Source organism: Pseudomonas sp. TMW 2.1634, from assembly GCF_001703595.1.
Lineage (GTDB): Bacteria > Pseudomonadota > Gammaproteobacteria > Pseudomonadales > Pseudomonadaceae > Aquipseudomonas > Aquipseudomonas fragi.
On record NZ_CP016849.1, the window covers coordinates 4,520,331 to 4,541,925 of the forward strand.

Below are 21,595 nucleotides of genomic sequence, written 5' to 3' on the forward strand. Positions count from 1 at the left end.
CGTGGCGCTCAACAGCATCGAAGAACTGGTTGAAGACATCCGCCAAGGCAAGATGGTCATCCTTATGGATGACGAAGACCGCGAGAACGAAGGCGACCTGATCATGGCCGCCGAGTGCTGCAAGGCCGAGCACATCAACTTCATGGCGCGTTTCGCCCGTGGCCTGATCTGCATGCCGATGAGCCGCGAGCGCTGCGAACTGCTCAAGTTGCCATTAATGGCACCGCGCAACGGCTCTGGCTTTGGTACCAAGTTCACCGTCTCGATCGAAGCCGCCACCGGCGTCACCACCGGCATCTCGGCCGCCGACCGTGCCCGCACCGTGCAAGCGGCCGCCGCCAAGGATGCCAAGGCCGAAGACATCGTCAGCCCGGGCCATATCTTCCCGCTGATGGCCCAGGCGGGCGGCACCCTGGCCCGCGCTGGCCACACCGAGGCTGCCTGCGACCTGGCACGCATGGCCGGGTTCGAGCCCAGCGGCGTGATCTGCGAAGTGATGAACGATGACGGCACCATGGCCCGTCGCCCTGAGCTGGAAACCTTCGCCGCCGAGCACGGCATCAAGATCGGCACCATCGCCGACCTGATCCACTACCGCATGATCCACGAACGTACCGTTCAGCGGATTGCCGAGCAGCCACTGGACAGCGAACTGGGCCAATTCAATTTGGTGACCTATCGTGATTCAGTCGAAGGCGATGTGCACATGGCACTGACCCTGGGCAAGATCTGCGCCGAAGAACCGACCCTGGTGCGTGTACACAACATGGACCCGCTGCGCGACCTGCTGATGGTCAAGCAGCCCGGCCGCTGGAGCCTGCGCGCCGCCATGAGCGCGGTGGCAGAGGCGGGCAGCGGTGTGGTGCTGTTGCTCGGGCACCCGCTGGACGGCGATGTATTGCTGGCCAATATCCGCGAAACGGCGGACCACGCACCGGCGAAAAAACCGACCACCTACAGCATCGTCGGTGCCGGTTCGCAGATCCTGCGTGACCTCGGTGTGCGCAAAATGCGCCTGATGAGTTCACCAATGAAGTTCAATGCCATATCCGGTTTCGATCTGGAAGTTGTAGAATACGTGCCCTCCGAATAAAGACCGGTCGTGTCCAGTCCGAATTCGTGGCCCAATATCCTAAAGAGCGCATGCAAATGCGCTCTGGCTCTTTAATACGAGACATACCGAATGACCCTGAAGACCATCGAAGGTACCTTCATCGCCCCCAAAGGTCGCTACGCACTCGTAGTTGGCCGTTTCAACAGCTTTGTCGTCGAAAGCCTGGTGAGTGGTGCCGTTGATGCCCTGGTTCGCCACGGTGTGAACGAAAGCGACATCACCATCGTCCGTGCCCCTGGCGCGTTCGAAATCCCGCTGGTTGCGCAAAAAGTTGCCCAGCGCAACGAATTCGCCGCCATCATCGCCCTGGGCGCCGTGATTCGTGGCGGTACCCCGCACTTCGAATACGTGGCCGGCGAGTGCACCAAGGGCCTGTCCCAGGTGTCCATGCAGTTCGGCGTACCGGTTGCATTCGGTGTGCTGACGGTTGATTCGATCGAGCAAGCCATCGAGCGCTCCGGCACCAAAGCCGGCAACAAAGGCGCTGAAGCTGCCTTGTCCGCCCTTGAAACGGTCAGCCTGTTGGCACAGTTGGAGGCCAAGTGATTTCCGACGAAAGCGATCGTTTCAACCCGCGCGATCCAAAACCTGCGGACGCTGGCAAGCCATCCAAGAGCGCCAAGCGCCGTGAAGCGCGTCAACTCGCGACTCAGGCCCTGTACCAGTGGCACATGGCCAAGCAATCGTTGAACGAAATCGAAGCGCAGTTCCGCGTCGATAACGACTTCACCGACGTTGACGCTGCCTACTTCCGTGAAATCCTGCACGGCGTGCCTGCGCACAAAGGCGAGATCGATGCGGCCCTGGTTCCGTGCCTGGACATCACCATCGAAGAACTCGATCCGGTTGAGCTGTCGGTGCTGCGCCTGTCCACCTGGGAGCTGATCAAGCGTGTCGACGTGCCTTACCGCGTTGTGATCAACGAAGGTATCGAGCTGGCCAAGGTTTTCGGTTCCACCGACGGCCACAAGTTCGTCAACGGTGTGCTCGACAAACTGGCTCCGCGCCTGCGTGAAGCTGAAGTAAAGGCTTACAAGCGCTAAACCGCGCTGTCGGCCATGGGCGAGTTTGAGCTGATCCGCAACTTCTTCGCTGCCGCGCCCTGTGCGCAGGGCGGCGAGGGTGTTGCCCTGGGTATTGGCGACGACTGCGCCCTGCTGGATGTTCCCTTCGGGGAACAGCTGGCGATTTCCACCGACACCCTGGTAGCCGGGGTGCACTTCGCAGATCCTTGCGACCCTTTCCTGCTCGGTCAGCGCTCGCTGGCGGTGGCGGCCAGCGATCTGGCGGCCATGGGCGCAACCCCTCTCGCATTTACCCTTGCCTTGACCCTGCCGGCGTTCGACGCCGACTGGCTGCAAGCCTATGCCCGCGGTTTGAACCTGATGGCTCAGACCTGTGGCCTGCGCCTGATTGGTGGTGATACCACGCGTGGGCCGTTGTGCCTGACCCTTACCGTGTTTGGCCGGGTGCCCGCGGGCCGTGCCCTGACCCGCAGCGGCGCACGCCCCGGTGACCTGCTGTGTGTGGGGGGCGAGTTGGGCAATGCCGCCGGGGCGTTACCGCTGGTATTGGGCCAGCGCAGCGCGCAACCCATGATCAGCGAACCGTTGCTGGCTCATTACTGGTCGCCGCAACCGCAGCTGGCGCTGGGCCAGGCCCTGCGCGGCAAGGCCACCTCGGCGCTGGATATCTCCGATGGCCTGCTGGCCGATTGCGGGCATATCGCGGCGGCATCCGGGGTGGGCCTGGTGGTTGAGCTCGACCGGGTGCCGGTGTCGCTGGTGCTGGAAGAGTTTCTGGGTGAGGCCGGTGCGCAACAGGCGGCGTTGAGTGGCGGTGATGACTATGTACTGGCGTTTACCTTGCCAGCCGTTGAATTGCCGACCCTGCTGGCCGATGGTTGGCCGATCCATGTGGTGGGTCGCGTGGTTGAGGGGCAGGGCGTGATGTTGCTGGATGACGAAGGGCGGGACATCACCCCGGCAGTTCGCGGTTATCAGCATTTTCGTGCGTGATCCCGTGGGAGCGGGCTTGCTCGCGATGGCATCACCGCGTTAAGCCTGATACACCGCATCGTCTGTTTCGCGAGCAAGCCCGCTCCCACGGGGCCTGTGTGTGCCGTAAGTCATCAAACTTTTAGATATTTATCCTCGGTAATTCAGCCTAAGCGTCTCCAGGAACCTCCTGTTACAATGTCGCCTTTGCGAATTCCCAGTACTCAAACTGATCAGGAGCACACGGTGCCCGTCGTTTTCGTTGCCGCTTGCAAATTACCCACCCCCTTTGCCGAATTCACCATGCATGGCTTCCTTGAGAAGGCCACGGGTCGTGAACACGTTGTGCTCAGTCTGGGCGACGTGGCGGATGGCGCGCCAGTTCTGGGCCGGGTGCACTCCGAGTGCCTGACTGGCGATGCCCTGTTCAGCCAGCGTTGCGACTGTGGCTCACAGCTTGAAGCCGCCTTGCAGACCATTGCCCGCGAAGGCCGTGGCGTCTTGCTGTATCTGCGTCAGGAAGGCCGTGGCATCGGTTTGCTCAACAAGATCCGCGCCTACGAGCTGCAAGACGGCGGTGCCGATACCGTTGAAGCCAACGAGCGCCTGGGCTTTGCCGCCGACCAGCGCGACTATGCCATCTGCCTGCCGATGCTGGAGCATGTGGGCGTGCATTCGCTGCGCCTGATGACCAACAACCCGCGCAAGGTCAAAGCCTTGACCGACATGGGCATCACCGTGGCCGAGCGTGTGCCGTTGCACACCGGGCACAACCCGCACAACAAGCTGTACCTGGCGACCAAAGCCAACAAGCTCGGGCATATGATGGGCAACCAGCATCAGAACGAGGCTGACCCGGCATGACCCGTGGCCAGCGTCGCCGGCGCCTGAGTTTCAGTTGGTGGCAGCAACTGCTGCTGACTCTGCTGCCGCTGGTGCTGGTCACCTGGCTTTTCGGCAAGTCCGAGCCGCTGCTGCCTGAGCTGGCGATGCCGTTGTTTATCGCGGGCGTTGCATCGATGTTCGTCACGTTGCGCACGTTCGGGCCTTACAAACATGGCCTGATCAACCTGCAAAAAGCCCTCGATACCGCGCAAGAGCCAGCCGCCTGGGATGAGCTGGCGCGTGCGCGTCAGCGTGCCTTGCTGGCGGCGGGCCTGCCCACCTGGATCGCTACCCTGGCGGTGTTTGTCGGGCTTGAAGGGGTGCCGCTCTTGCTGCTGGTGCTGTCAACGCTGGTGTTGTTTTACCTCTACCGCATTCCTCGCCAGGTCGGCTGATGCGCGTCTGGCTGGCGGCATTACTGCTGACCGTCAGCATGCCTTCACTGGCGGCCTCTCGTGTCGTCAGTCTGTCTCCGGCCTTATCCGAAATGGTGGTTGAACTGGGCGCCGCCGATTTGCTGGTGGGGCGTCTGGAGGCGGGCGAACCCTTGCCTGAGCTTGCCAGCGTGCCTTCAGTGGGCCGTTACGGGCAACTGGACATGGAGCGCCTGGTCAGCCTGCAACCTGACCTGCTGTTGCTCTGGCCGGGCAGTGTGGGCGCTGCCCAGCGTGAACAACTGCGCGGTCTGAATATCCCCACCTACACAGCCGAACCGGCAAGCCTCGACCAGTTGGCCGATCAGGTTGAAGCGCTGGCGATAGCCTTGAACCGGCCTGAGCGTGGCCAGGCACTGGCGGCGCAATTGCGCCAACGCCTGGCACAACTGCGCGATCAATACCGGCGCGACCCGCCAGTGCGGGCGTTCTATCAGGTGTGGGACCAGCCGCTGTACACCCTCGGCGGCGGGCAAATCATCAGCGATGCGCTGGCGGTGTGCGGGGCCAGCAATGTGTTTGATGACCTTACGTTGCCGGCGCCGCAGGTCAGTATCGAGGCCGTGTTGCAGCGTAATCCCGAGGTGATCATTGCCAGTACCCAGGCGCAGCTGGATGCCTGGAACGCCTGGCCGCAGCTTGACGCGGTCAAGCACGGACGTTTGCTGCTGTTGGCCGACAAAGGCCTGGAGCGCCCGAGCGGGCAGATGCTGGAAGCAACGGCAAAACTGTGTGAGCAACTGGCGTCACCCTAATCCCCCCCCCCTGTGGGAGCGGGCTTGCTCGCGATAGCATCACCACGACTTACCTGAAACTCCGCATCGCCTGCATCGCGAGCAAGCCCGCTCCCACAAACTCAGAGCGTTGGGGTCCAGGTGATGGCCAACTGCAAGCTGCGCCGCTCTTCGCGGTAGCCGTAGTAGTTGCCGTCATAGCTGTAGAGCGCGCGAGTGAAAGTCTTGTCCAGCAGGTTGTCGACCTTCACGTCCAGGCGCACTTCGGGGCTGGCCTGCCAGTTGCCGCGCAGCCCCAGCACCGCGTAACCGGCTATGGGCTGCTGGTTGTTTTCATCGTTGAAACTGCTGCTCACCGCTTGCCAGCTGGCGCCCACGCCCAGCCTGTCAAATTGCCGATCCAGATTGTAGTGGTCTAATGAAACCGGACACTCATTTAGGCGAGAATGCTCGCCATATCGAGGTGTCAGATGACCAAGCAACGTCGTGTCTTTTCCGCTGAATTCAAACGCGAGGCTGCTGACCTCGTACTCAAACAAAATTACAGCTGCATCGAAGCCAGTCGTTCACTCGGCATTGGCGAGTCGGCCCTGCGCCGTTGGGTCAGTCAGCTTCTGCAGGAACGCACAGGCGTCACCCCGCAGAGCAAGGCGCTCACCCCAGAGCAGCAAAAGATCCAGGAACTGGAAGCCCGAATCGCCCGTCTTGAACGAGAGAAATCGATATTAAAAAAGGCTACCGCGCTCTTGATGTCGGAAGATCTCGAGCGTTCGCACTGATCCATCAGCTAAGCGCCCATGAACCTGTTGACTGCTTGTGCGAGGTGTTCGAAATCACCCGTTCGACTTACTACGCCCATCACCTCAGGCGGCGTTCTCCGGGCGTTGAGAGAATTCGATTACGCAGTCGAGTCAACGAACTGTTCACCCAGAGCCGAAACGCTGCTGGCAGCCGAAGTATCGTGTCGATGATGCAGGATGATGGCGAGCAGATCGGGCGTTTCAAGGTGCGAGGCTTGATGCGGGAACTGGGGTTGATCAGCAAGCAGCCTGGCTCGCATGCCTACAAAAAAGCAACGGTCGAGCGGCCTGACATTCCAAATACACTGAATCGTAAATTCGATGTTCCCGAGCCAAACAAGGTTTGGTGCGGTGACATCACCTACATCTGGGCGCAAGGGAAATGGCACTACCTGGCCGTGGTTATGGATCTCTATGCTCGCCGGATAGTGGGCTGGGCGTTATCAGGAAACCCGGATGCTGACTTGGTCACCAAAGCACTGGATATGGCCTATGAGCAACGCGGGAAGCCTCAAGGGCTGCTGTTTCATTCGGATCAGGGATCGCAATATGGAAGTCGCCACTTCCGTCAGCGTCTGTGGCGGTACCGCATCAGCCAGAGCATGAGTCGCCGGGGCAATTGCTACGACAACTCGCCGATGGAGCGAGTATTTCGCAGCTTGAAAACCGAGTGGATACCTTCAGTGGGTTATATGTCGGTTCAGCAGGCACAACGAGACATCAGTCATTATTTGATGCATCGCTACAACTGGATACGGCCTCATCAATTTAATGGCGGGCTAACGCCGGCTCAGGCCGAGAAAAAACTTAACGTCGTGTCCGGGATTAGTTGACCACTACAGATCCAGGCTCAAGGTCCGGCGTGCGCGGCGGCTCAAGGTGTGGCCGGTGTCGCGATCGCGCGGGTCGATAATCGCAAGGCCCAGGCTGCTCTGCCAGCCGAACCACTCTTGCTGCAAGGCGCTTTCGAAACCGGTGATTTGCGCCGCGCCGATGTTCTGCTGGATAAAGTCGGCATCGGCCACAATTGCGTCGCGAATATCTGTGCGATACAGCGAAGTTTCCAGGCGACTGGTTTCACTTAGCTGACTGCGCCATTGCAGCTCGTAGCTTTTCGAGTATTCCGGCTTGAGATCGGGATTGCCGAATTGCGGGTAGTACAGGTCATTGAACGTCGGTGCGCGAAACCCTTCACTGTAAGTCAGCAAAACGTCGTTGTCGGCGTTCAGCGGCACAGTCAGGCTGGCGCTCCAGGTGTTGTGGCTGCCAAATTGCTGGTTCTGGTCGTGACGCAGGCCCAGTTCGGTCGAGAAGTATTCGCCGTGGAAGCGGTGCTGGATAAACCCGGCGCGATTCCAGCGGCTGTCTTCCTCGAAAACGGTGCTGCTGCGTACACGGTCTTCATAGGCATCGGTGCCGAGGATCAGGCTGTTCTGATCGTCCAGCGTCAGGTTGTTTTGCCAGTTCAGCGAGTCGCGATAGGTGTTGAAGCTGTAAATATCGGTGCTGAGCTTGTCCCGGGTTTTTTCCCGGTTCTCGCTGTGGCCAAACTCCAGTCGTGAGTTCCAGTGCTCGTTCAGCTGTGCGTCGATAAAGCTGGCAACGCTGCTGATATCAAAATCGCTGTAAAGCTGCTGGCCACTGACGGTAAACGTGTCCGGGTCCCAGCGCCCGAACGAATTGTCGAGTTCGGTCTTGCCGATGTTCTTCAGCGCCGACACGCCGACTTCAAGGTCATCGCTCAGCGAGTGGCTCAGGTTCAGGCTCAGTGACGTGTTGCGATAGGCATCGTGGTCGCTGTCGCTGGGGAAGGACTCGTGGGTGCGGTTGATCCCGGCAGTCTGCTCCAGGCTGGCGCTCAGGTTGTAGCGCGTTTGCGTATTGCCACCGGAGATGCCCAGGCTGTTGTCCAGGCTGCCATAACTGCCCAGCGCACTGTGAACCCGAAGCTGTGGCGCCTGATCGGCGCCGCGGCGGGTGAAGATCTGAATCACCCCGCCAATGGCATCGCTGCCATAGATCACCGAGCGCGAGCCGCGCAGCACTTCTACGCGCTCGATCTGGTCCATGGCCAGGTACTGCAGGTTGCTGTCGGCCGAGGTGGCATTGGCCATGCGCTGGCCATCGACCAGCACCAGGCTTTGCGCCGACTTGGTGCCGCGAATATAAATCCCCGGCAGGCCGCCGCGTCCGCCGCTGCGGGCCACTTGTACGCCCGGCACCCGGCCCAGCAGGTCGGTCAGGCTGGTGGGTTGCAGGCGGTCGATATCATCGCGGGTGAATACGCTGCTGGCGCTGCTGCTGTCCGAGCGTGCCTCGACCTGGCGGTTGCCGGTGATCAGGGTTTGCGGGAGTTTGAGCGCTTCTTCGCGTTCCAGGGAGTCGGCGAGTACAGGGCTGGCGGGCATGCAGCCCAGAATCAGGGCAATGCGAAGGTGTTTCATAGGGGGTCTACAGGACTTGAGGCAAGCTCGAAATCCGTAGCAGCTGCCGTAGGCTGCGTTCGGTGGCGCAGCCGCCGCAAACCCATACGCCTCGGTGTATCGGTCATACCGAGGGGGCAGGGTTTACGATGGCTTCGCCACCGGACGCAGCCTGCGGCAGCTGCTACGAGTTGGTGATGTCTCTTTACAGCCCCAGCAGCGCCATGCGCTGGCGCACCGAGGCTTCAATGCCGGCAGCGTCCAGGCCGCACTCGGCCAGCATCTGGCTCGGCTTGGCGTGCTCCACGTATACGTCCGGCAAGCCCAGGTGCAGTACCGACTTGAGCACGTTTTCACGGGCCAGGAACTCGCTGACGCCTGCGCCTGCGCCGCCCATGATGGCGTTTTCTTCGATGGTCACCAGCAACTCATGGCTATCAGCCATTTCGCGAACCAGTGCTTCATCCATCGGTTTTACAAAGCGCATGTCGACCACGGTGGCGTCGATCTTTTCAGCCACTTGCAGGGCTTCGGCCAGTTGCACGCCGAATACCAGCATGGCGACTTTCGAACCCTGGCGACGAATCACGCCCTTGCCGATTTCCAGCGGCTCAAGGTTTTTTTCGATTGGCGCATTCGGCCCGGTACCACGCGGGTAACGCACAGCCGCCGGGCCGTTGTAGAGGTGGCCGGTGGTGAGCATTTTGCGCAGTTCGTTCTCGTCGCTCGGGGTCATGATGACCATGCCCGGAATACAACGCAGGTACGACAGGTCGTAACTGCCAGCGTGGGTCGGGCCGTCTTCACCCACCAGTCCGGCACGGTCGATGGCAAACAGCACGTCCAGATTTTGCACGGCAACGTCATGCACCAATTGGTCATAGCCGCGTTGCAGGAATGTCGAATAGATCGCCACTACCGGCTTGGAACCTTCGCAGGCCATGCCGGCCGCAAAGGTCACCGCATGTTGCTCGGCAATCGCCACGTCGAAATAGCGCTTTGGATAACGCTCGCTGAAAGCGATCAGGTCCGAGCCTTCTTTCATGGCCGGGGTGATGCCTACCAGGCGCTCATCGGCCGCAGCCATGTCGCACAACCACTCGCCGAACACGGCTGAGTACTTCGGCCCGCCCGGTGCTTTTGGCGGTGCTTTCGGCGCATTCAACGGCTCAAGCTTGGTGATGGCGTGATAGCCGATCGGGTCCGCTTCGGCCGGGGCGAAGCCCTTGCCTTTTTTGGTGACGATATGCAGGAACTGCGGCCCCTTGAGATCGCGCATGTTGCGTAGCGTTGCGATCAGGGTCGGCAGGTCGTGGCCATCGATCGGGCCGATGTAGTTCCAGCCCAGCTCTTCAAACAGGGTGCCGGGTACCAGCATGCCTTTGGCATATTCTTCGGTGCGACGGGCAATTTCCCACGCGCCAGGCAGACGCGAGAGCACCTTCTTGCTGCCTTCGCGCATGCTGGCGTAAGTGCGGCTCGACAGGATCTTGGCCAGGTAATTGGACAAGCCCCCGACATTGCGCGAGATCGACATGTCGTTGTCGTTGAGGATAACCAACATGTTGGCATCCACTTCGGGCGCGTGGTTCAGCGCCTCGAAGGCCATGCCGGCAGTCAGGGCGCCATCACCGATAACGGCAATTGCCTTGCGCTCGCTTTTTTGCAGGCGGGCGGCAATGGCCATGCCCAGCGCTGCGCTGATCGAGGTGCTGGAGTGGCCGACGCCAAAGGTGTCGTATTCGCTCTCGGAGCGGCGCGGGAAAGCGGCAATGCCGTCTTTCTGGCGCAAGGTGGCCATCTGCTCGCGACGCCCTGTGAGGATTTTGTGTGGATACGCCTGATGGCCCACGTCCCACACCAACCGGTCGTCCGGGGTGTCGAACACGTAGTGCAACGCGATGGTCAGCTCAATGACACCCAGGCCGGCACCAAAATGCCCGCCCGTCTGGCCGACGGTATAGAGCAATTCCAGGCGCAACTCATCGGCCAGGGTTTCCAGCTCGGCTTCGGCCAGGCGGCGCAGGCCCGCAGGCGTGCCCGCCCGGTCAAGCAGGGGCGTAGTCGGACGGTTGCGGGGAATCTCTTGAAACGTCGTTGGCATCAGGCGAATCGTTATAGGTATAAGAAGAGGCGGCAGTTTACCTTATGGAACGTAAGCTGCCCACGCAGTCTGGCACTCGTTAGTAAGACCTTGGCATTAGACCTGTCAGAAATCGTTACTGAAGAGCGGCTTTTAGTGGCGGCGTTCAACGATATATCGTGCCAATTCGCGCAGCGGCTCGGCAGCTGCATCAAAATGTCGCAGGGCGTTGAGCGCCTGGTCGCGCAGTTCCAGTGCATAGCCTTTGGCTTGCTCCAGACCCATTAGCGCCGGGTAGGTCGGCTTGTCCCGCGCGATGTCGGCACCCTGGCGCTTGCCCAGGGTCGCGGTATCGCTTTCAACATCGAGGATGTCGTCCTGCACCTGAAATGCCAGGCCAATGGCGCGTGCGTAGACATTCAATGCCTGCAGGTTTTCAGCGGTTGCGTTGCCGCTGGCCAGGGCGCCCAGTTGCACGCTGGCTTCGATCAGGGCGCCGGTTTTGTGCCGGTGCATGTTTTCAAGGGCAGCCTGATCGAGCTTGAGGCCAACCGAGCCCAGGTCGATTGCTTGCCCGCCCACCATGCCCGCCGGGCCTGCAGCCAGGGCCAGGGCCGTCACCATGCGCAAGCGCGTGTCGGCATCCAGGTCGCTCAGGCGCGGGTCGAGCAGTGCGCTGAACGCCAGGCTTTGCAGGCCGTCGCCCGCCAGGATGGCGCAGGCTTCGTCGAAGGCTTTATGGGTGGTTGGCTGGCCGCGACGCAGATCGTCATCGTCCATTGCGGGCAAATCATCATGCACCAGCGAGTAGGCGTGGATCAGCTCCACGGCACAGGCCGCGCCATTGGCTTGTTCAGGTGCGCTGCCCAGAGCCTGGCAGGCCGCATAGGCCAGCAGCGGGCGAACCCGCTTGCCACCGTTCATGACGCTGTAGCGCATGGCCTCGTAAAGGCGCGCCAGCTCCGGTGCCGGAGCGACAAACAAGAGTTCAAGCGCCGCGTTGACACGGGCCTGGCTGCTGATTTGATAAGCATCAATCATTCGGACTGTTCCGCATCAAAAGGCTCTTGGGCCAGTTCACCATCGCGTTCAAGCAGGATCTGCACTTTCTGTTCGGCCTGTGCCAGTGCGCCCTGGCAATCACGGGTCAGGCGGATGCCTTGTTCAAAGGCAGTCAGAGAGTCTTCCAGCGACAGCTCGCCATTTTCCAGACGCTCGACCAGTGTTTGCAGGTCAGCGAGTGACTGCTCGAAATCCAGGGAAGCTTTTTTGCGGGCCATGGCGGCATTCTCGGTAGGCGTTAAAACCGGCTGACACTAGCAGACGGCGGGTTTTGGGGCAAATCGACAGGGCGCCCATGTATTCAGATAAAGGTGTTTTCAATGGGTTCCCAGGCGCCGACCGGCAACTTTCGGGAGGCGGGCAACCCTGGCAGGCGCGGGTGAGCGGCGAACAATCGTGCCCTGCATCAATAGGTCTTTTGCTCAGTGGTCTATGGTAAAGGCCGGCTGGACTCTGACCCATTGTTGAAAGGAAACCAACGAATGAAACTCTCAGGAAAGATTGCATTGGTAACGGGGGCGGCCCAGGGCATTGGTCGCGGCATCGCACTGCGACTGGCCAAGGATGGCGCCGACATTGCACTGGTTGACCTGAACCTGGACAAACTGCGCCACGTTGCCGAAGAAGTGCAGGCACTGGGGCGCAAGGCCGTCACCTTCGTGGCCGACGTGGGCGACCGCGAACAGGTGTTCTCGGCAGTTGACTACGCCCATAACCAGCTTGGCGGGCTGGACATCATGGTCAACAACGCGGGTATCTCCCAGGTCAAACCGCTGGCCGATGTCACTCAGGAAGAAGTCGAGCGCATCTACCGCATCAACGTGCAGGGCACCTTGTGGGGGATTCAGGCGGCGGCCGAGAAATTCCAGGCGCTCAAGCGCAAGGGCAAAATCATCAATGCCAGCTCTATTGCCGGTCACGAAGGCTATGCCCTGCTGGGGGTGTATTCCTCCACCAAATTCGCCGTGCGTGCTCTGACCCAGGCGGCAGCCAAGGAACTGGCAGTACACGGCATCACCGTCAACGCCTACTGCCCGGGTGTGGTGGGGACCGATATGTGGGTGGATATCGACAAGCGCATGTCGGAAATCACCGGCGCACCGATTGGCGCGACCTACGAGAAATTCGTCAGCGGCATTGCCTTGGGCCGTGCAGAAACTCCGGAAGACGTAGCGGCGTTCGTGGCTTACCTCGCCAGCCCGGATGCCGACTACATGACCGGTCAGGCGCCGCTGATTGATGGCGGGTTGGTGTTCCGCTAAGCCTCGCAATTGCATTCCTTGTGCAGGAGCGGGCTAGAGGTTGGAGCTGGCCCGTTCCCTCCTGCACCAAGTGTTAACGCCAGATCAGGTTATTGGCCGAATCGAATATTTTCGGACGCTTCACTGGAGTGAAAGCGAAGCTTCGTACAAAAAAGCTGAGTTTGAAGGCTTATGTTGTGCGCCCTGCCAGCGATTGCATCTGTGCCCTGCAGATGTCTCAAGCCCGCTGGCGTGGCCACGAGAGAAAAAGCCATGCGTGAAATTCCTGTTGGTTTGAGTGCGCAGCCCGAGGGTTACAGTGACTGGTTGAGCGACCTTAAAGGCCGCATTCATGGCGCCCAGCAGCGCGCCACGTTGGCGGTGAACCGCGAGCTGGTGCTGCTGTACTGGCAAATCGGTTACGACATTTTGACCCGCCAGACGCAGCAAGGGTGGGGCACGAAAGTGATTGAACGTCTGGCGCTGGATCTGCGTGCAGCCTTCCCGGACATGAAAGGCTTCTCGCCACGCAACCTCAAATACATGCGTGCCTTTGCCCAGGCATGGCCTGACACGGCAATAGTGCAGCAGGCTGTTGCACAATTGCCTTGGGGGCACAATCTGGTGCTGCTGGACAAACTCCCCGGCCCCGAGACCCGTCGCTGGTATGCGGCCAAGGCCATCGAACACAACTGGTCGCGAAATACGCTGGTCATGCAGATCCAGAACCGTTTACTGGAGCGCAGCGGCAAGGCCGTGAGTAATTTTGAATTCTTTTTGCCCAAACCCCAGTCCGATCTGGCCCGTGAGTCGTTGAAAGATCCCTATCGCTTCGACTTTCTTGGTCTTGGCGCTGATGCCCATGAGCGAGAAATTGAAAGAGCTCTGGTCAGGCATGTGACTGATTTCTTGCTGGAGCTGGGCGCAGGATTTGCCTTCGTTGGCAAACAAGTGCTTTTGAATGTGGGAGGTGATGAGTTTTTCATCGACCTACTGTTCTACCACCTCAAGCTGCACTGCTATGTAGTGGTTGAACTCAAGGCCGGTAAATTCAAACCGGAGCACCTTGGGCAGTTGGGTTTTTATCTGGCCGCCGTGGATGGGCAGGTAAAGGATCCCCAGGACAGCCCCACCATCGGCCTGTTGCTGTGCTCCAGCAAAAACAAGGTGGTGGCCGAGTACGCCTTGCGCGATAACACCCGGCCCATCGGCGTAGCCGAGTACCAGTTGGTGGACTCCCTGCCGGCAGAGTTGCAGACCAGTTTGCCCAGCATCGAGCAAATCGAGCGCGAACTGGCAGGTGATGGCATCGCTATCGAGGAATGATGGTGGGTGATTGGGGGTATTTCAGGCATTAAAAAGCCGGCTTGTGGCCGGCTTCTCGGGGGCGGGTTTGGTTTATTTTTGGTAAACCGTACTCGCCTTCAATCGGGACATCCAGTGCAGTGCAGCTGGGTGTGGGGCGGGGCGGCTTTTTGCTGCCGGGCCCTGCATTCCGGCTCGCTGGCTGCGAGGGGGATGCGCAAGTGCGGCGAATCATACTGGGGTTTGCGGACTTTTCCCAGACCCAAGGCTATTCGTCCAGCGCGCAAGGCACGCGCGGTCGTCTGCTGTTAAGCGTGGACCACCAGAATACCCAACCCAGTATCCGTATCTGCTGGGCCTGCACTTGCACGGCATTGAACACTTCGTCCGGATACTCCCGGCTGCTGTGGCAGCGCAAACGCAGGCCGTTGCCGGGCAGGCGGTAAACGTAGCGGATGCGCAGCATGCCATCTTGCTCAAGGGCATAGATTTCGCCGTCGACGATTTGTGTCAGGCTGCGGTCGATGGCCACCGTGGAGCCGTCCTGGATTCGGTGGGCCATGCTATTGCCGATCATGGGTGCGCAAATGGCCTGGTCGGGACTGACGTCCAGAGCCTGTAAGGTTGAACAACTGAGCCGCACGGTGCAATCGGGCATTCTCACCACCCGGGTCTTGCCCGAGCCATCGGGGTGCAAGGACTCATTGTAGAGCGGCACCTCAATGTCATCGGCAGCCGCCGGTTTGTGTTGCCCCGGCACCTGGGCCGGCGAGGTTTCGTCGTTGCTGCTGGCAAGGCCCGGATGCTTGACGCCTTCACCCGTGCGCAACCAGCGGCTGTTGACGCACAGCAGTTCGGCGATTTCGTCCAGGCGAGCCATGGGGATGCCCCGTTTGAACCAGTTGTTGACGTGCTGCGGCGTAACGCGGCGATTGGCTGCGAAGTCCGAAGCGGTTAAATGGCACTCCCGCAGGAGGGCTTTCAGGCGATCACCGGATGTATTCATGAACACAGAGTCTACGGGCAAGCCAAGCCCGTTTAAATAAACTAAGCGTTCAATAAAAGCACAATAAAACTAGAAAATTCCTAGGCTTGCAGAGTTATTTCCTACATCGGTCGATAGGTCATCTGTGTGTCGTAAACAGGCTGTGTTATTGCGTTTATGCGGGCATAAAAAAACCCCGGCGAGCCGGGGTTTTCTTGACCGTTTGCTTAGCCTTTGTAGGCAGCAACCGATTTGGTGATTTCGGCACGGGCAGCTTCAGCGTCGCCCCAACCTTCGATCTTTACCCATTTGCCTTTTTCGAGATCTTTGTAGTTCTCGAAGAAGTGCTGGATCTGCTGGATCAGCAGCGGTGGCAGGTCGGTGTACTCTTTCACGTCAACGTACAGCTGGGACAGCTTGTCGTGAGGCACTGCAACCACTTTGGCATCGCCGCCGCCGTCGTCAGTCATGTGCAGGATGCCAACCGGGCGAGCACGGATTACCGAACCTGGAGCTACCGGGTAAGGGGTCACTACCAGCACGTCCAGCGGGTCACCGTCGTCTGCCAGGGTGTTAGGGATAAAACCGTAGTTGGCCGGGTAGAACATCGGGGTGGCCATGAAGCGGTCAACGAACAGGCAATCGCTGTCTTTGTCGATTTCATATTTGATCGGCGCGTGGTTAGCCGGAATCTCGATAGCGACGTAGATGTCATTCGGCAGGTCTTTGCCAGCCGGAATCTTGCTGTAGCTCATTGGGCGGTGCCCCCGTTAGTAGGCCAGTTTGGTTGGCCGATTTGGCCAAAAAGTGGCGGCGATTATAGGCGTATTCCTATAAGGACGTCACCCTTGGGCGATCAGTGCTGCGCGCGGTATTCGGGGTGTTCGGTTTGCAGCTGCCTGAGGCGGGCAAGCGTGTCCTGACGATAGAACAGGCTCAACTGTTGATAGACTAGCGGGTAGGCATGGTTCAACAGGTCTGGCGCGCTGAAAAAATACTCGCTGGTCACCGCAAAGAACTCCGCCGGGTTTTCGGCCGCATAGGGGTCGATAGGCGCGTGATCGGGGTTATGGTGATCCAGGTAGTGGTTGAGGTGGTCGTAGGCCTGTTGCATGGCCTGGGTCCAGTCTTTGACCTGCATGCTGCTGTGCAAGGGCGGCATGCCATTGGCGGCGCCATTGAGCATGTCGAGCTTGTGCGCCAGTTCGTGGATCACCAGGTTGTAGCCTTCCCAGCCGCCGCTGGCCAGCACGCCCGGCCACGCCAGAACAACGGGGCCGTGCTGCCAGGCTTCGCCGCTGTGATGACCTTCCCATTCGTGTTCGACTCCGCTGGCGTCGCGATGGCGCTGGGGGCTGATGAAGTCGTCGGGGTAGAGCACGATTTCGTGAAAGCCCTGATACCAGTCCAGATCACCCAGGTTAAGCAGCGGCAGTTGCGCCTGAGCGGCCAGCAACAGCCGGCCCTCATCAGTCAGTTCAACCCCGGGCATGGGGGTCAGGTGCTTGTCTTGCAGAAACAATACGCTGCTGTCACGCAGCCATTTGTCTTGCTCGTCAGTCAGCCCGTCGAGAATGCTCAGATGCTGGCGCACCGTGTGCCAGACGTCAGGGGCGACCGGGTGCTGCGCCAGGATTCGCTGGCGCCGCCATTCACTTAGAGACCACATGGTGGCGCCGTCCCGATCAGGCTTTGGCTTTGACTGGGGTTCGGCCCAGGCGGCTGCGGATCACGCCAATGATCATCGGTACCAGCGACAGCAGGATGATGCCCACCACCAGCAACGACAGGTTCTTCTTGATAAAGGGCACGTTGCCGAAGAAGTAACCCAGGGTCACCAGGCCGCCGACCCACAAGATCGTGCCAAACACGCTGAACATAAAGAAGCGCGGGTAGAACATGCGTGCCACACCGGCAACAAACGGGGCAAAGGTGCGGAAGATCGGCAGGAAGCGCGCCATCGTTACGGTTTTGCCGCCATGACGCTCATAGAAGTCGTGGGTTTTTTCCAGGTAATCGCGACGGAAAATTTTCGAGTTCGGGTTACTGAACAAGCGTTCGCCTGCCGTTCGTCCGATAACGTAGTTGGTACTGTCGCCCATGATCGCAGCCAGCATCAGCAAGCCTGCGAGCAGTACCGGGTCCATGCCGCCACCTGCGGCTACGGCGCCGGCGATAAAGAGCAGCGAATCACCCGGCAAAAACGGCATCACTACCAGGCCGGTTTCGCAAAAAATCACCAGAAACAGGATGGCGTAGATCCATGGCCCGTAATTGTTTACCAGCATGTCGAGGTACACATCGAGGTGCAGGATAATGTCGATCGGGTTGAAATCCATGTGAAGCACCTGTGTTGATGACCCGGCTCTGCAGGTCTGTGCGGGTAGGGATGCGTAGTTAACTACAACAATTGTAGTTTTTTCGTACTTTTTTGAAGATTCGGATTATACGGATTGAGACAAATTCTGCAGGTTGAGTTTGTAGCGAAGCGTGTATTGGGGGTGACAGGGTGCTCAATTGACCGTTAATCACGGCGTGAATGTGTGGGAGCCTGGCTTGCCAGCGATGCAGGCCCCCTGGTCTCGATAGCAACCGCGTTGATGCCATCGCGGGCAAGCCCGGCTCCCACAGGAATTACTCGCCCTTTAGCAGGAAGTTTTCGCTGGGCGCCTCCATATCCAGCGTCTGCACCTGCGCTTCATCCTTCAGGTTCACCCCCGACAATTGCCGACGGCAGGCTTCGCGCATCAGGTACGCCAGCCGATGAGCGGCCATGCCGTAGCTCAGGCCTTCAAGCCGTACATTGGAAATACAGTTGCGATACGCATCGGTCAGGCCGATTTTTGGCGCATAGGTGAAATACAGTCCCAGGCTGTCGGGGGAACTCAGGCCGGGACGTTCGCCGATCAGCATCACCACCATGCGTGCGCCCAGCAGTTCGCCAATTTCGTCGGCCACCGCGACACGGCCTTGTTCCACCAATATTACCGGCGACAACGACCAGCCGTCAGTCGCCGTATGTTCCTCCATGCGCGCCAAAAAAGGCAGGGTATGGCGATGCACGGCCAGCGCTGACAAACCGTCGGCCACCACCACGGCTACGTCGATGCCGCCCGGGTTGGCTGCGGCGTAGTCGCGCAGTCGCTGGGCAGAATCGTCGTTGAGCTTGCGCCCCAAATCCGGGCGCTGCAGGTAGCTGTGGCGATCGGCGGCCGCGCTGTGCAGCAGCAGGCTCTGGCGGCCGCGCTCGCTTAACTGGGCGCTTAACCCCGGGTGGTCAAACGGCAAATGCACCGCATCCCGGGCCTGGGCGTGGGCAAACTGGAAGTCGAGCTGGGCCTGGGTCGGCAGGCTGGTGCCGGTGCGGCCCAGGGCGATCCGCGCCGGGGTCAGGCGGCGCAGCTCCAGCCACGGGTTAAGGTTGTCGGCCATATTTAGCGCCCTCCCAAATGAGCCAGTGCCTGGCGAAATGCCGGAGGCAACTGATGGCCGAACTCGATGCGGCCATCGCTCTGGGTAAAAATGCCGACCTTGCTCAACCACTGTTCAAACTCGGGTGCTGGCTTGAGCCCCAGGGTTTTGCGCGCATACAACGCGTCATGGAAAGACGTGGTCTGATAGTTGAGCATGATGTCGTCCGACCCCGGGATGCCCATGATGAAGTTGATTCCGGCTATGCCCAGCAACGTCAACAGGGTGTCCATGTCGTCCTGGTCGGCTTCGGCGTGGTTGGTGTAGCAGATGTCACAGCCCATCGGCACGCCCAGCAGCTTGCCGCAGAAGTGGTCTTCAAGGCCCGCGCGGATGATCTGCTTGCCGTTGTACAGGTACTCGGGGCCGATAAAACCGACCACGGTGTTGACCAGAAACGGCTTGAAATGCCGTGCCACAGCGTAGGCGCGGGTTTCGCAGGTTTGTTGATCCACGCCGAAATGGGCGTTGGCCGACAGCGCGCTGCCTTGCCCGGTCTCGAAATACATCAGGTTATTGCCCAGCGTGCCGCGGTTGAGGCTCAAGCCGGCGTCGTAGCCTTCCTGCAAAATATTCAGATTGATGCCAAAACTGGCGTTGGCCGCTTCAGTGCCGGCAATCGATTGAAATACCAGGTCCAGCGGCACACCGCGGTTGATCGCTTCGATCGAGGTGGTGACGTGGGTGAGCACGCAGGACTGAGTAGGGATTTCATAGCGCTGGATGATCGCATCGAGCATGTTCAGCAAATCGCAGATCGAGGCAATGCTGTCGGTGGCCGGGTTGATGCCGATCATGGCGTCGCCGTTGCCGTAGAGCAGGCCGTCGAGAATGCTGGCGGCAATCCCGGCCGGATCATCGGTGGGGTGGTTGGGTTGCAGGCGGGTCGACAGGCGGCCGCGCAGGCCCATCGTGCCGCGAAATTGGGTGACCACACGAATTTTCTGGGCCACCAGGATCAGGTCTTGTACGCGCATGATTTTTGACACAGCGGCGGCCATTTCCGGGGTCAGGCCCGGCGCCAGGGCGCGCAGGCTGTGCTCGTCGGCGGCGTCGCTGAGCAGCCAGTCGCGAAAGCCGCCGACCGTCAGGTGGCTGACCGGGGCGAAGGCCAGCAGGTCGTGGCTGTCGATGATCAGCCGGGTGACTTCATCGCTCTCATAAGGGAGCAGCATTTCTTGCAGGAAATAGGCGAGCGGGATGTCAGCCAAGGCCATTTGCGCAGCAACCCGTTCACCGTCGTTTTGCGCCGCCACACCGGCCAGGAAATCCCCGGATCGCGCCGGGCTGGCCTTGGCCATCACGTCTTTAAGGCTGTCGAAACGGTAGGTCTGGGTGCCAACCGCATGGGAGAAAGTTGCCATTTGCGTGCTCCATGACGCCAGACGCGAAGCGTCTGGCGGATTCTCAGCGGTTAGTGCAAGGCCTTTTCGGCTTGTTGAATAGCCGCAAATTCCTCTTCCGGCGTACCGGCCACTAAATGGTGGCGACTGTAGAAAGCGAAGTAGGCAATTAATACTCCATAGATCACCGCGGCGCCAATCACCACGCGTGGATCAACCAGGAAGCCGGCCACCACCGCAACACAGGCAAGCACCAAAGCAGTGCCCGACGTGAAAATCCCGCCCGGAGTGCGATACGGGCGCTCCATTTTAGGGCGACGAATACGCAGGGTGATATGCGCGGCCATCATCAGCACATAGGAAATGGTCGCGCCAAATACCGCCACCAGAATCAGCAAATCGCCCTGGCCGGTCAGCGACAGGCCAAAACCGATAATGCCGGGAATGATCAAGGCCAGTACCGGCGCCTTGCTTTTATTGGTTTCGGACAGCTTGCGTGGCAAGTAACCCGCACGGGACAAGGCAAAGATCTGACGCGAATAGGCGTAAATGATCGAGAAGAAGCTGGCGATCAAACCGGCCAGCCCCACCAGGTTCACAAAACCGCCCATCCAGGTCGAGCCACCGTAGGCCTTGCTCAGAGCTTCAACCAGCGGGTTGCCCGATGCCATCAAGTGGTGCGCGCCGGCGCCGCCCGGGCCGATCACCAGAATCAGCAGGGCAAAGGTGGCCAGTACCAACATGGCGCCGATCAGCCCGCGAGGCAGGTCACGCTTGGGGTTTTTGGTTTCTTCGGCGGCCAGCGGCACGCCTTCCACTGCGAGGAAAAACCAGATCGCGTAAGGGATGGCGGCCCATACGCCGACATAACCGAAAGGCAGGAAGGTGCTGGCGCCCTTGGCCTCAGTAACCGGGATATCCAGCAGGTTGGCGACGCTGAAGTGCGGCACCATCGCGACCAGAAACACCCCCAGGGCAATAGCCGCTACCGCGGTGATGATAAACATCAGCTTGAGCGCTTCGCCGACCCCGAAAATGTGGATGCCGATAAAGATGATGTAGAACGCCAGGTAGATCATCCAGCCGCCAATACCGAACAGCGACTCGCAGTAGGCGCCGATAAAACAGGCAATGGCCGCGGGGGCGATGGCGTATTCAATCAGGATCGCAGTGCCGGTGAGGAATCCGCCCCAGGGCCCGAAAGCGCTGCGGGCAAAACCGTAGCCGCCGCCGGCCGTGGGGATCATCGAGGACAGTTCGGCCAGGGAAAAGCACATGCACAAGTACATGGTGGCCATCAGCAGTGTGGCGATAAACATCCCGCCCCAGCCGCCCTGGGCCAGGCCGAAGTTCCAGCCGGCGTAGTCACCGGAAATCACATAGGCCACACCCAGGCCCACCAGCAGGACCCAGCCGGCAGCGCCTTTTTTCAGTTCACGTTGTTGGAAATATTCGGAGCCGACTTTTTCGAAGTCGACAGAGGACGCCGCCGCAGCGGCAGTTGGTTCGCTAGGCATGGGAATTCACCTGTTCTTTTATAGTTTGAGAAAATATGACAGGGAGATAAGCAAGAGCTGGGCCACAGGGCCTTGTGTAGCAGCTGCCGCAGGCTGCGTCCGGCGGCGAAGCCGTCGCAAGCTCAAACAATGCGGTCGTACAGAAACACCGCATTATCAGGATTTACGACGGCTCCGCCGCCGGACGCAGCCTTCGGCAGC

The 21,595-nt window shown here is 60.0% G+C and carries 21 protein-coding genes and 1 pseudogene; 10 read left to right on the forward strand and 12 right to left on the reverse strand.

The features are described 5' to 3' along the window. Position 1 precedes the first annotated feature (1 nt). The 7 genes from ribBA to BFC21_RS21490 all read left to right on the forward strand — a co-directional run bounded on the left by ribBA (position 2) and on the right by BFC21_RS21490 (position 5,185). Positions 2–1,093 (forward strand): bifunctional 3,4-dihydroxy-2-butanone-4-phosphate synthase/GTP cyclohydrolase II, encoded by a 1,092-nt coding sequence (gene ribBA, locus BFC21_RS21460; protein ID WP_016779227.1) that lies wholly within the window; start codon positions 2–4, stop codon positions 1,091–1,093. Positions 1,094–1,183: 90 nt separating this feature from the next. Then, positions 1,184–1,660 (forward strand): 6,7-dimethyl-8-ribityllumazine synthase, encoded by a 477-nt coding sequence (ribE, locus tag BFC21_RS21465; protein WP_088378866.1) that lies wholly within the window; start codon positions 1,184–1,186, stop codon positions 1,658–1,660. After that, positions 1,657–2,157, forward strand: coding sequence for a transcription antitermination factor NusB (nusB, locus tag BFC21_RS21470; protein WP_016779229.1), 501 nt, complete (start codon positions 1,657–1,659; stop codon positions 2,155–2,157). The genes ribE and nusB overlap by 4 nt, the downstream gene beginning before the upstream one ends. 15 nt (positions 2,158–2,172) lie before the next feature. Further along, the gene (gene thiL, locus BFC21_RS21475; protein WP_095003852.1) at positions 2,173–3,132 is read left to right on the forward strand and encodes a thiamine-phosphate kinase; all 960 of its coding nucleotides are present in this window, start codon (positions 2,173–2,175) and stop codon (positions 3,130–3,132) included. Between the two features lie 225 nt (positions 3,133–3,357). After that, on the forward strand, positions 3,358–3,975 hold the full coding sequence (ribA, locus tag BFC21_RS21480) for a GTP cyclohydrolase II (protein WP_162939364.1): 618 nt from the start codon (positions 3,358–3,360) through the stop codon (positions 3,973–3,975). Further along, on the forward strand, positions 3,972–4,391 hold the full coding sequence (locus BFC21_RS21485; RefSeq protein ID WP_016779232.1) for a hypothetical protein: 420 nt from the start codon (positions 3,972–3,974) through the stop codon (positions 4,389–4,391). The genes ribA and BFC21_RS21485 overlap by 4 nt, the downstream gene beginning before the upstream one ends. Then, positions 4,391–5,185, forward strand: coding sequence for a cobalamin-binding protein (locus BFC21_RS21490; RefSeq protein WP_088378869.1), 795 nt, complete (start codon positions 4,391–4,393; stop codon positions 5,183–5,185). The genes BFC21_RS21485 and BFC21_RS21490 overlap by 1 nt, the downstream gene beginning before the upstream one ends. A 101-nt stretch (positions 5,186–5,286) precedes the next feature. On the opposite strand, the pseudogene BFC21_RS21495 reads toward BFC21_RS21490, so the two are convergent. Continuing rightward, positions 5,287–5,574: pseudogene (locus tag BFC21_RS21495) on the reverse strand (TonB-dependent receptor); the annotation flags it as partial. A 60-nt stretch (positions 5,575–5,634) separates the two neighbouring features. Between BFC21_RS21495 and BFC21_RS21500 the strand changes: the two are divergent. Then, a protein-coding gene (locus BFC21_RS21500; protein ID WP_087148787.1) for an IS3 family transposase occupies positions 5,635–6,797 on the forward strand; the annotation gives its coding sequence in 2 pieces (ribosomal slippage) (positions 5,635–5,890 and positions 5,890–6,797; 1,164 coding nt in all). Positions 6,798–6,800: 3 nt separating this feature from the next. On the opposite strand, the gene BFC21_RS21505 is transcribed toward BFC21_RS21500, so the two are convergent. The 4 genes from BFC21_RS21505 to BFC21_RS21520 all read right to left on the reverse strand — a co-directional run bounded on the left by BFC21_RS21505 (position 6,801) and on the right by BFC21_RS21520 (position 11,750). Next, positions 6,801–8,408 carry a TonB-dependent receptor domain-containing protein gene (locus tag BFC21_RS21505; RefSeq protein WP_256557594.1) on the reverse strand — a complete coding sequence of 536 codons (1,608 nt, stop codon included), beginning with the start codon at positions 8,406–8,408 and terminating at the stop codon, positions 6,801–6,803. A 184-nt stretch (positions 8,409–8,592) separates the two neighbouring features. After that, positions 8,593–10,491, reverse strand: a complete 1,899-nt coding sequence (dxs, locus tag BFC21_RS21510) for a 1-deoxy-D-xylulose-5-phosphate synthase (protein WP_095003848.1) — start codon at positions 10,489–10,491, stop codon at positions 8,593–8,595. A 132-nt stretch (positions 10,492–10,623) separates the two neighbouring features. After that, complete coding sequence (gene ispA, locus BFC21_RS21515; RefSeq protein WP_016779236.1) at positions 10,624–11,511, reverse strand: (2E,6E)-farnesyl diphosphate synthase; 888 nt, start codon at positions 11,509–11,511, stop codon at positions 10,624–10,626. Next, positions 11,508–11,750 carry an exodeoxyribonuclease VII small subunit gene (locus BFC21_RS21520; protein ID WP_016779237.1) on the reverse strand — a complete coding sequence of 81 codons (243 nt, stop codon included), beginning with the start codon at positions 11,748–11,750 and terminating at the stop codon, positions 11,508–11,510. Before BFC21_RS21520 ends, ispA begins: the two co-directional genes overlap by 4 nt. A gap of 264 nt (positions 11,751–12,014) precedes the next feature. Between BFC21_RS21520 and BFC21_RS21525 the strand changes: the two genes are divergently transcribed. Next, the gene (locus BFC21_RS21525) at positions 12,015–12,794 is read left to right on the forward strand and encodes an acetoin reductase (RefSeq protein WP_088378872.1); all 780 of its coding nucleotides are present in this window, start codon (positions 12,015–12,017) and stop codon (positions 12,792–12,794) included. A 252-nt stretch (positions 12,795–13,046) separates the two neighbouring features. After that, positions 13,047–14,099 (forward strand): YhcG family protein, encoded by a 1,053-nt coding sequence (locus BFC21_RS21530; protein WP_088378873.1) that lies wholly within the window; start codon positions 13,047–13,049, stop codon positions 14,097–14,099. Positions 14,100–14,346: 247 nt separating this feature from the next. On the opposite strand, the gene BFC21_RS21535 is transcribed toward BFC21_RS21530, so the two are convergent. From BFC21_RS21535 to eat, 7 genes are all read right to left on the reverse strand, one after another. Beyond that, positions 14,347–15,084: an XRE family transcriptional regulator gene (locus BFC21_RS21535; RefSeq protein WP_088378874.1), complete on the reverse strand. Its 738-nt coding sequence runs from the start codon at positions 15,082–15,084 to the stop codon at positions 14,347–14,349. 206 nt (positions 15,085–15,290) lie between these two features. Continuing rightward, positions 15,291–15,818: an inorganic diphosphatase gene (gene ppa, locus BFC21_RS21540; RefSeq protein ID WP_016779241.1), complete on the reverse strand. Its 528-nt coding sequence runs from the start codon at positions 15,816–15,818 to the stop codon at positions 15,291–15,293. 101 nt (positions 15,819–15,919) lie between these two features. Further along, positions 15,920–16,732 (reverse strand): zinc-dependent peptidase, encoded by an 813-nt coding sequence (locus BFC21_RS21545; protein WP_088378875.1) that lies wholly within the window; start codon positions 16,730–16,732, stop codon positions 15,920–15,922. A gap of 16 nt (positions 16,733–16,748) precedes the next feature. Further along, positions 16,749–17,402: a DedA family protein gene (locus tag BFC21_RS21550; protein ID WP_016779243.1), complete on the reverse strand. Its 654-nt coding sequence runs from the start codon at positions 17,400–17,402 to the stop codon at positions 16,749–16,751. A 295-nt stretch (positions 17,403–17,697) separates the two neighbouring features. Beyond that, the gene (gene eutC / locus BFC21_RS21555) at positions 17,698–18,495 is read right to left on the reverse strand and encodes an ethanolamine ammonia-lyase subunit EutC (protein WP_120266473.1); all 798 of its coding nucleotides are present in this window, start codon (positions 18,493–18,495) and stop codon (positions 17,698–17,700) included. Positions 18,496–18,497: 2 nt separating this feature from the next. Continuing rightward, positions 18,498–19,898: an ethanolamine ammonia-lyase subunit EutB gene (locus BFC21_RS21560; RefSeq protein WP_088378876.1), complete on the reverse strand. Its 1,401-nt coding sequence runs from the start codon at positions 19,896–19,898 to the stop codon at positions 18,498–18,500. 50 nt (positions 19,899–19,948) lie between these two features. Beyond that, positions 19,949–21,394 (reverse strand): ethanolamine permease, encoded by a 1,446-nt coding sequence (gene eat / locus BFC21_RS21565; RefSeq protein ID WP_016779246.1) that lies wholly within the window; start codon positions 21,392–21,394, stop codon positions 19,949–19,951. Positions 21,395–21,595: the final 201 nt, after the last annotated feature.

Coding starts and splice junctions, on each gene's coding strand:
- ribE (WP_088378866.1), top strand. CDS start 1,184: ATGACCCTGAAGACCATCGAAGGTACCTTCATCGCCCCCAAAGGTCGC.
- thiL (WP_095003852.1), top strand. CDS start 2,173: ATGGGCGAGTTTGAGCTGATCCGCAACTTCTTCGCTGCCGCGCCCTGT.
- BFC21_RS21485 (WP_016779232.1), top strand. CDS start 3,972: ATGACCCGTGGCCAGCGTCGCCGGCGCCTGAGTTTCAGTTGGTGGCAG.
- BFC21_RS21490 (WP_088378869.1), top strand. CDS start 4,391: ATGCGCGTCTGGCTGGCGGCATTACTGCTGACCGTCAGCATGCCTTCA.
- BFC21_RS21505 (WP_256557594.1), bottom strand. CDS start 8,408: ATGAAACACCTTCGCATTGCCCTGATTCTGGGCTGCATGCCCGCCAGC.
- dxs (WP_095003848.1), bottom strand. CDS start 10,491: ATGCCAACGACGTTTCAAGAGATTCCCCGCAACCGTCCGACTACGCCC.
- ispA (WP_016779236.1), bottom strand. CDS start 11,511: ATGATTGATGCTTATCAAATCAGCAGCCAGGCCCGTGTCAACGCGGCG.
- BFC21_RS21520 (WP_016779237.1), bottom strand. CDS start 11,750: ATGGCCCGCAAAAAAGCTTCCCTGGATTTCGAGCAGTCACTCGCTGAC.
- BFC21_RS21525 (WP_088378872.1), top strand. CDS start 12,015: ATGAAACTCTCAGGAAAGATTGCATTGGTAACGGGGGCGGCCCAGGGC.
- BFC21_RS21530 (WP_088378873.1), top strand. CDS start 13,047: ATGCGTGAAATTCCTGTTGGTTTGAGTGCGCAGCCCGAGGGTTACAGT.
- BFC21_RS21535 (WP_088378874.1), bottom strand. CDS start 15,084: ATGAATACATCCGGTGATCGCCTGAAAGCCCTCCTGCGGGAGTGCCAT.
- ppa (WP_016779241.1), bottom strand. CDS start 15,818: ATGAGCTACAGCAAGATTCCGGCTGGCAAAGACCTGCCGAATGACATC.
- BFC21_RS21545 (WP_088378875.1), bottom strand. CDS start 16,732: ATGTGGTCTCTAAGTGAATGGCGGCGCCAGCGAATCCTGGCGCAGCAC.
- BFC21_RS21550 (WP_016779243.1), bottom strand. CDS start 17,402: ATGGATTTCAACCCGATCGACATTATCCTGCACCTCGATGTGTACCTC.
- eutC (WP_120266473.1), bottom strand. CDS start 18,495: ATGGCCGACAACCTTAACCCGTGGCTGGAGCTGCGCCGCCTGACCCCG.
- BFC21_RS21560 (WP_088378876.1), bottom strand. CDS start 19,898: ATGGCAACTTTCTCCCATGCGGTTGGCACCCAGACCTACCGTTTCGAC.
- eat (WP_016779246.1), bottom strand. CDS start 21,394: ATGCCTAGCGAACCAACTGCCGCTGCGGCGGCGTCCTCTGTCGACTTC.